The 9175-nt window shown below is 71.1% G+C and carries 6 protein-coding genes and 1 pseudogene; 6 read left to right on the forward strand and 1 reads right to left on the reverse strand.

Annotated features, from left to right (window positions below):
- Positions 1–4: 4 nt before the first annotated feature.
- The 5 genes from mtrB (at position 5) to secA (ending at position 7981) form a co-directional block, all read left to right on the forward strand.
- Positions 5–1711 (forward strand): MtrAB system histidine kinase MtrB, encoded by a 1707-nt coding sequence (gene mtrB, locus H489_RS36305; RefSeq protein ID WP_017888814.1) that lies wholly within the window; start codon positions 5–7, stop codon positions 1709–1711.
- Positions 1711–3393 (forward strand): GerMN domain-containing protein, encoded by a 1683-nt coding sequence (locus tag H489_RS36310; protein ID WP_017888815.1) that lies wholly within the window; start codon positions 1711–1713, stop codon positions 3391–3393. Before mtrB ends, H489_RS36310 begins: the two co-directional genes overlap by 1 nt.
- Positions 3394–3490: 97 nt before the next feature.
- Positions 3491–4153: a ComF family protein gene (locus H489_RS0120055; RefSeq protein WP_156463840.1), complete on the forward strand. Its 663-nt coding sequence runs from the start codon at positions 3491–3493 to the stop codon at positions 4151–4153.
- Between the two features lie 159 nt (positions 4154–4312).
- Complete coding sequence (hpf, locus tag H489_RS36315) at positions 4313–5029, forward strand: ribosome hibernation-promoting factor, HPF/YfiA family (protein WP_017888817.1); 717 nt, start codon at positions 4313–4315, stop codon at positions 5027–5029.
- Positions 5030–5200: 171 nt separating this feature from the next.
- The gene (secA, locus tag H489_RS36320) at positions 5201–7981 is read left to right on the forward strand and encodes a preprotein translocase subunit SecA (RefSeq protein WP_017888818.1); all 2781 of its coding nucleotides are present in this window, start codon (positions 5201–5203) and stop codon (positions 7979–7981) included.
- Between the two features lie 89 nt (positions 7982–8070).
- On the opposite strand, the gene H489_RS36325 is transcribed toward secA, so the two are convergent.
- Positions 8071–8511, reverse strand: a complete 441-nt coding sequence (locus H489_RS36325; protein WP_017888819.1) for an Rv3235 family protein — start codon at positions 8509–8511, stop codon at positions 8071–8073.
- Positions 8512–8629: 118 nt separating this feature from the next.
- On the opposite strand from H489_RS36325, the pseudogene H489_RS36330 reads away from it, so the two are divergent.
- Positions 8630–9175, forward strand: a pseudogene (locus H489_RS36330) (histidine kinase N-terminal domain-containing protein); the annotation flags it as partial.

The raw sequence follows: 9175 nt of genomic DNA on the forward strand, positions 1-9175 counted from the left end.
CACCGTGCCGCCCTCGACGCGCCCGTCGGGCCCGGCCCGCGGTGTCAGCGGCGCCACGGTCTCGATCGGTGTCGTCGACCGTGGCCGTCGCCGGATGCGGCGCTGGCTCCGACGGGGCTGGCGCCCGATCGCGTACCTGTGGCGGCGCTCGCTCATGTTCCGCTCGGTCGCCATCACCGTGATGACGACGGGGCTCGCGGTGGGGATCATCGGCACCGCGGTCATGGTGAGCATCTCGACGAACGTCTACTCGCAGCGCCGTGACCAGATCGAGTCGGAGTCGGCCCGGGCCACCATCGTCGCCCAGGGGATCTTCGACGCGGCGACCGCGGCCGAGGACAACAACCAGTCCGAGCTCGAGACCCTGCAGAACGAGGCGCAGCAGGCGATCCTGTCGAACACGACGAGCCCCGGCGGGACGAGCATCGCGATCGAGCGGAGCCCGGGCCAGTCCACCCCGCAGACGCTGCAGACCATCGCCAGCCAGGACTTCCCGGACGCGGTGATCACCGACGACCTGCGGAAGGAAGTGGGGCAGAACACCGGTCGGCTTAGCCTGCAGCCCGTCCAGCTCGACGACGACGGGCGCCGCGTGCCGGGGCTCGCCGTCGGGTCAACCCTGCAGATCCCGAGCGCCGGGCAGTACGAGCTCTACCTGGTCTACGACCTCTCGGACGCGCAGCAGACCCTGGACTTCGTGTCCCAGACGCTGTCCATCGGCGGTGTGGCGCTCATGGTGCTCATCGCCCTGGTCACCTCGCTCGTCGTCCGGCTCGTCGTCGTGCCGATCCGCGGTGCCGCCGAGACGAGCCGGAAGATCGCCGCTGGTCGCCTCGACGAACGCATCCCGGTGCGCGGCCAGGACGACCTGGCGACCCTGGCGCGGAGCTTCAACGGCATGGCCGAGGCGGTCAGCCGCCAGATCACCCAGCTCGCCGAGCTCTCGCGCGTGCAGCAGCGGTTCGTCTCCGACGTCTCGCACGAGCTCCGCACCCCGCTCACCACGATCCGGCTCGCCGGCGACATGCTCTACGACTCCCGGCACGCGTTCGAACCGTCGGTCGGTCGGTCCGCCGAGCTCCTGCACGCCCAGGTGGAGCGCTTCGAACTGCTCCTCGCCGACCTGCTCGAGATCTCCCGCTACGACGCCCAGGCGGTCCAGCTCGACACCGCGCCCGTCGTGCCGGCGTCCATCGCCGCGGACATCGTCGACGAGTTCCGTCCGCTGGCCGAACGCGCCGGCATCGACCTGCAGCTCGCCACGCCCGGCGGCCACACCACCATGCGGCTCGACGCCAAGCGCGTCCGCCGGATCCTCCGCAACCTGGTCGGCAACGCGATCGAGCACGGCGACGCCAAGCCCGTGCAGGTCGTCGTCGACAGCGATGCGCGCACCGTCGCCATCGCCGTCCGTGACCAGGGGGTCGGCATGCCGCCGGAGGACGCTGGACGGGTGTTCGACCGTTTCTGGCGCGCCGACCCGAGCCGCAAGCGCACCATCGGCGGCACCGGGCTCGGTCTCGCGATCAGCCTCGGCGACGCCAAGCTCCACGGTGGCCGCATCGACGTGTGGTCCCGGCCGGGCGAAGGGTCGACGTTCGTGCTGACCCTGCCCCGCAACGAACAGGGGACGACCGCCACCTCGGCCATCCCGCTGCCCGAACTCGACGAGTCGTACGACGGCCCCCGCGCCGTGCGAGAGGAGTCCTGATGCGCCACCGGATCCGCCACGTCCTCGTCGTCGCGCTCGCCGCGGTCAGCCTGTTCGCGGTCACCGCCTGCGCAGCGATCCCCACCGACGGCGCCGTGCGCACCGGGCAGACCATCAAGGACGAGTCGCTCTCGGGCGTCGACTTCCGGCCGGACAAGCCGATCACCGGATCCGACCAGACGGCCATCCTCCGCGGGTTCATCGCCGCGGCCACCGGCGCCCAGGACAACTACGCGATCGCCCGGCAGTTCCTGGCGGACGACTTCGCCCAGCGGTGGAACCCGCGGCAGGGCGTCACGATCCGCGACGGCAGCGGCACCGTCGAGCGCGCCGACGACCGTGAGCTCACGTACACGATGACGGCCAGCGCCACCGTGGACGCCGAGGGGGAGTACACCCAGGCCGTCCGCCCCACCTCGTCGACGCTGACGTTCCAGTTCGTCCGCGAGGACGGCGAGTGGCGCATCGCCTACGCCCCGGACGGCATCATCCTGTCGCCGGTCAGCTTCGAGTCGGTGTTCCAGCCGCACGCGCTGTACTTCTACGACCCCACCTACCGCTTCCTCGTGCCCGACCAGCGCTGGTTCCTCGCCCGGTCCTCCACCAGCACCCGCATCGCCAGCGCCCTGCTCGCCGGCCCCGCCGACTGGCTGAAGGGGGCCGTCGTCTCGTCGTTCCCGGAGGGCACCCAACTGTCCCTCAACGCGGTGACGATCGACAGCGGCACGGCCCTCGTCGACCTGTCGAGGGACGCCCTGGGCGCGAGCACCATCGACAAGGTCCGGATGCGCGAACAGCTCAGCAAGTCCCTCGCCTCGGTCGCCACCATCTCGTCGGTGTCGATGACGATCGAGGGCGCGACGCTGTCGGTGCCGGACTCCGGGGGAGCGGACGCCCAGCAGAACCCCGACGTCGACCCCAGACCGCTGGTCGAACACGACGGCGTCGTCGGCTACGCAGCCTCGGGCACCGGCAAGGTCGCCGAACTCGGCAGCGGCGTCGGTGCGGCGATCGCCGGCCTCGACCCGACCTCGATCGCCCTGTCGGCATCCGGCACCACCGCGGCCGTCGGCAACCGGGACGGCGCGGTCGTCGTGCGCGGCAAGGACCGCCTGCGCGTCGACGCGCGCGAGGACCTCGTCGCCCCCGCGGTCGACGACCTCGGCTTCGTGTGGGTCGGAGAACAGTCCGACACCCGCCGCATCACCGCGTACGGCCTCGGCGGCGACCCGCACGAGGTCCGCACCACCCTGCCGCGCGGCGACCTCGTGTCGTTCCAGGTGTCCCGCGACTCCACCAGGGCGCTCGCGCTCATCGAGACCGCCGACGGGCCCGGCCTGTACGTGATGGCGATCATCCGCGGGTCCGACCGGTCACCCACCTCGTTCGGTGCCCCCGTCCGGGTGCAGGCCGCCAGCGGCACCGCCGTGGACGCCACGTGGGTGAACGACACCGACGTCGCCTCGGTCGGACAGACCACCAGCGGCCCGAACATCGTGCGCACGACCATCGGCGGCAAGTCGAGCACCCTGCCGAAGCCCGACGGCCGTGCGACCGCGATCAGCGGGGGCAGCGGCGGGGCGCTGCTGCTCCGGATGTCGAGCGGTGACGTCCTGCAGTCCACCGGTGGTGGCTGGGACACGACGGGCGTCACCGCCGACGTGCTCGGCGTCCAGCGCTGACGGCACCCTCCTCCACACCGCACCCGGCCTGGAGGCCCGTCCACAGCCCGGCACACCGGCCCACCGCCGTCGTCCGGTCACCGCCACGATCGTGGTCGTGCCCCCTGACGACGCCCCCACCCCGTGGCGTGACGCCCTGCTCGCCGTGCTCGGACTGTTCCTCCCCGTCGCCTGCCTGGGCTGCGGCCGCCCGGACCGCGCGCTCTGCCCGCCGTGCCGCGCGGCGCTCGACGCACGCCCCGGGCGCGTCCGGCTCGTCGCCGGCGTCCGGCTCGACGCCGCCTTCGAGTACGAGGGGCTGGTCCGCACCCTGGTCCTCGAGCTGAAGCTGCGCGGCCGGGTCGACGTCGCCCGTCCGCTCGGTGGCCGGTTCGGTGCACTCGTCCGGACGGCGCTCGCCGCGGCACCGGACGGCACCGTGGTGCTCCGCGTCCCGCCGTCCCGTGCGGGTGCCCGGCGCCGCGGGTTCGACCCGGTGGTGCTCCTGCTCGCCCGCGGCGGTGTCCGGCGGACGGGGCGGCTCGTCCGGACCCGGGCCGGACGCCGGGGTGCGGGGCCCGGGCAGAAGGAACGATCGGCGGTGGAGCGGGTCGCCGCCACCGTCGGCACCCTGCGCGCGGTCGGGGTCGCCGGCCGCCACGTGGTGCTCGTCGACGACGTCGTCACGACCGGCGTGACGATGGCCGAGGGTGTCCGCGCCGTGCGGTCGGCGGGTGGTCGGGTGGTGCGCTGCGTCGCCCTGGCGAGCGTCGACGACTGACGGCTCCGTGAACACCCGGTGTCCACTGTGCGTCCGGTGAGTGTCCGACAGACTCGCCGACGCCCCGTGACGCCGAGGGTGCGCCGGGTCTAGCCTCGCGGCAAGGCGTTCGGGTCGCCGGACGGAGGCGACGCGCCGACACTGGATGGGAGCCGCCACATGGACGTGACGATCACGGGCCGGAACGTCGGGGTCACCGACCGTTTCCGCACCTACGTCGAGCAGAAGTCCGAGAAGATCGACGTGCTCGCCGACCGCGCCCTCGCCTTCGAGGTGCGCATCAGCCGCCACCACGAGAAGTCGAGCGGCAGCCAGGGCGAGGACCGCGTGGAGCTCACGCTGATCGGGCCGGGGCCGCTCGTGCGGGCCGAGTCCGCGGCGTCGGACAAGTACGCCGCCTTCGACCTCGCCTTCGCGCGGATCATGGAGCGCCTCCGTCGGGCGCGCGACCGCCGCAAGGTGCACCACGGCCGCCACCGTCCCACCTCGGTCGCCGAGGCCGCCGGCAGTGCGTTCGACGGCATGGGTGTCGTCCCCGCCGACGGCAAGCTCATCGAGGAGGTCGCGACCGGTGCGGTCCCGGTCGTCGACCAGGACACCGCCGAGGACGAGAACGAGGTGTACAGCCCGGTCGTCATCCGGCACAAGGTGTTCGAGGCCGCCCCGATGACGGTCGACGACGCCCTCTACCACATGGAACTCGTCGGGCACGACTTCTACCTGTTCCTCGACGCGGAGACCCGTCGTCCGAGCGTCGTCTACCGACGGAAGGGCTGGGACTACGGCGTGATCGGGATCGACGAGGTGCCCGCCGGCCAGGCGCAGGCCTCGGCCACGGCGGACTCCGACGCGGAGCGCGCAGCGGCGATCGCCTGACGTCCTCGCGGAGCCTCCGGTTCCGCTCCGTGTGCGCGGTCCGTTCGCGGGCCGCGCACACCCGTGTCCGCGGCAGCCGCGGCGCTCACAGCGCCGAGCGTTCGCGGGTTGCTAGCATGACTGGTCGATCGGGCGTGCAGGTCGCGCGCGACGACCCCGTAAGGAGTTCACGTGGCAAACGTGCTGGAGAAGGTCCTCCGCATCGGCGAAGGACGAACCCTCCGTCGGCTGAAGGCGTACGCCTCGGCCATCAACGACCTCGAGGACGACTTCTCGAGCCTCACCGACGAGGAACTCCACGGCGAGACCAAGGAGCTGCGCGAGCGGTACGCCAACGGCGAGACCCTCGACGACCTCCTGCCCGAGGCGTTCGCCGCCGTGCGTGAAGCCGCGAAGCGCACCCTGGGCATGCGGCACTTCGACGTGCAGCTCATGGGTGGCGCGGCCCTGCACCTCGGCAACATCGCCGAGATGAAGACCGGTGAGGGCAAGACCCTCGTCGCGACGACCGCCGCGTACCTCAACGCGATCCCGTCGCGCGGCGTGCACGTCATCACGGTCAACGACTACCTGGCCTCGTACCAGTCCGAGATCATGGGCCGCGTCTTCCGCGCGCTCGGCATGACCACCGGCTGCATCATCGCGAACCAGAGCCCGCCGGAGCGTCGCGAGCAGTACGCCGCCGACATCACCTACGGCACGAACAACGAGTTCGGCTTCGACTACCTGCGCGACAACATGGCGTGGCAGGCCTCCGACATGGTGCAGCGCGGCCACTTCTTCGCCGTCGTGGACGAGGTCGACTCGATCCTCATCGACGAGGCCCGGACGCCGCTCATCATCTCCGGTCCGTCGTCGGGCGAGGCCAACCGGTGGTTCACCGAGTTCGCCTCGATCGCCACGCGCCTGACCCCGGGCGAGGACTACGAGGTCGACGAGAAGAAGCGCACCGTCGGCGTCCTCGAGCCCGGCATCGAGAAGGTCGAGGACTACCTCGGCATCGACAACCTGTACGAGTCGGCGAACACCCCGCTCATCTCGTTCCTGAACAACTCCATCAAGGCCGTCGCCCTGTTCAAGAAGGACAAGGACTACGTCGTGATGAACGGCGAGGTGCTCATCGTCGACGAGCACACCGGCCGCATCCTGATGGGCCGCCGCTACAACGAGGGCATCCACCAGGCGATCGAGGCCAAGGAAGGCGTCGAGGTCAAGGCCGAGAACCAGACCCTCGCCACCGTCACGCTGCAGAACTACTTCCGCCTGTACCAGAAGCTCTCCGGCATGACCGGTACCGCCGAGACCGAGGCGGCCGAGTTCATGTCGACCTACAAGCTCGGCGTCGTCGCCATCCCGACGAACAAGCCGATGCAGCGCATCGACCAGACGGACCTCGTCTACAAGAACGAGAAGTCGAAGTTCGAGCAGGTCGCCGAGGACATCGCGGAGCGTCACGAGAAGGGCCAGCCCGTCCTCGTCGGTACCACGAGCGTCGAGAAGTCCGAGTACCTGTCGAAGCTCCTCGCCAAGCAGGGTGTGAAGCACGAGGTCCTCAACGCGAAGAACCACGCCCGTGAAGCCGCGATCGTCGCCCAGGCCGGTCGCTTCGGCGCTGTGACCGTCGCGACGAACATGGCCGGTCGTGGTACCGACATCATGCTCGGTGGCAACGCGGAGTTCCTCGCCGTGCAGGAGATGCACGCGAAGGGCCTGTCGCCGACCGAGACCCCCGACGAGTACGAAGCCGCGTGGGACGACGTGTTCGCCCGCGTCAAGGCCGAGGTCGAGGAAGAGGGCGACAAGGTCCGCGCAGTCGGCGGCCTGTACGTGCTCGGCACCGAGCGCCACGAGTCGCGACGCATCGACAACCAGCTGCGTGGTCGTTCCGGCCGCCAGGGTGACCCGGGCGAGAGCCGCTTCTACCTGTCGCTGACCGACGACCTGATGCGCCTGTTCAACTCCGGTGCCGCCGAGAGCCTGATGGGCCGCTCGAACGTCCCGGACGACCTGGCGATCGAGAACAAGCTCGTCGGCCGCGCGATCCGGTCCGCCCAGTCTCAGGTCGAGGGCCGCAACGCCGAGATCCGCAAGAACGTCCTGAAGTACGACGACGTCCTGAACCGTCAGCGTGAGGCGATCTACAGCGACCGCCGCCACATCCTCGAGGGCGACGACCTGCACGACCGCGCGCAGGCGTTCCTCAAGGCGGTCATCGACGACGTCATCGACACCCACACGGGCGAAGGCTCCCCGGACGACTGGGACCTCGACGCCATGTGGACCGAGCTCGGCACCCTCTACCCGATCTCGATCTCCATCGACGAGGTCATCACCGAGGCCGGCTCGAAGGGCAAGGCGTCGCGAGACTTCCTGGCCCGCGAGATCCTCTCCGACGCCAAGCTGGCCTACCAGCAGCGTGAGGAACTCCTCGGCGACGAGGCGATGCGCGAGCTCGAGCGTCGTGTGGTGCTCTCGGTGATCGACCGCCGCTGGCGCGACCACCTGTACGAGATGGACTACCTGAAGGACGGCATCGGCCTCCGCGCGATGGCGCAGCGTGACCCGCTGGTCGAGTACCAGCGCGAGGGCTACGCACTGTTCCAGACGATGATGGGGCAGATCCGCGAAGAGTCCGTCGGCTACCTGTTCAACCTCGAGGTCCAGGTGCAGTCCGACGGCGAGAACGCGGTCATCGAGGCCAAGGGGCTCGGCGAGGACGAGGTCTCCGGCCTCGAGTACTCGGCACCGTCCATCGACGGCGAGGTCGAGGTCCGCGACGAGAAGGGGCGCCTCGAGCAGGCCGCCACCGCTCGTGCGCAGCGCGCCCAGGCCGAGGCTGAAGCGGCTGCCGAGCCGGAGCAGGGCTCCGCGTTCGGCAACGCGGCCACGGCCTCCGGTCAGGCTGCGGCGAGCAACCGCGCCGAGCGTCGACAGGCCACCAAGAAGAACTAGCGTCCCGCGCGCGAGCGCTGCGTGCCGCCTGCCGGATCGGAGGCCCGTGGCGGCGCCGCCACGGGCCTCCAGGTCGGCAGCGGGCACACCTACAGGACGCCGATGGCGGTCGCCTGCCACCGACCGTGCCGCGTCTCGAGGCGCATCGCGACCGCTCGCGCGTGGCTGCGCGTGTGCACGATGACCGTCGCCTCTGCGACGCCGTCCGCGGGGCGGCAGACCAGGACGCTGCCGACCCGGAGCACCGGGCGCCCTCGAGCCCGCTGGCCGGATCCCCGGGCGTGCGCCGCCACCGCGGCCCGCTGCTGCAGGTGGCGCTGCACGTCGTCGCTGATCCACCGGGCGATGCTGTCGACCTCGCGTGCCCCGGTGAGCACCTCGGCGACGCAGAGCCCGAGCGCCCGAGCGGTCGACTCGGGCTCCGGGGGACCGGACGCCGCGGCTGGTTCCGGTGCCGGTTCCACGATCCGCAGGGGCGGTGGGTGCACCGCCGTCGTCTCGTGATCGATGCGGCGTGCCTGCTCTGCCACCCCTGCCCCTTCCGTCGTTGGAGCGAGCGTATGGGGCGTACGACATACGAAATACAACGCTGTCTACCCTGTGGAGAGGGCGACGTTCTCCACAAGGCGGCGGACCTAGACTGGCTGGGTGTCGACCCTCAGTGACCTCGTCCTCGCGCAAGGCCGTTCCTCGGAAGCAGACGTGGAGTGGCTCCACCTGCTCGTGGGGGACTGGCAGCTCCTCGCCGACCTGTCCTTCGCCGACATGGTGCTCTGGGTCCCGACCGCCGAGGACGGCTCGTTCGTGGCCGTCGCGCACGCCCGCCCGAGCTCCGCGGCGACGCTGTTCTACCGGGACATCGTCGGGCAGGAGATCCGCGAGGAGTGGCGCGGCCAGGTGACCGAGAGCTTCGCTGGTTCCCGCGTCGTCGACTCCGCCGAGCCGGACTGGTACGAGGACACCCCGACCCGCGTCCGCGCGATCCCGGTGCTCCGCCGCCTGAGCCCGAAGAGCGCCGAGACCACCGAACGGCCGATCGCCGTCGTGACCCGGCACTCCAACCAGGACGAGATGCGGACCCCGAGCCGCCAGGAGCTCAACTTCACCGCGAGCGCGAACGACCTGTTCGGCATGATCGCGACCGGTGACTTCCCCGACCTCGGCGCACCGGCGGGCCCCCCCCGTGGGGCGCCG

Source organism: Curtobacterium flaccumfaciens UCD-AKU (assembly GCF_000349565.1).
Classification (GTDB): domain Bacteria; phylum Actinomycetota; class Actinomycetes; order Actinomycetales; family Microbacteriaceae; genus Curtobacterium; species Curtobacterium poinsettiae.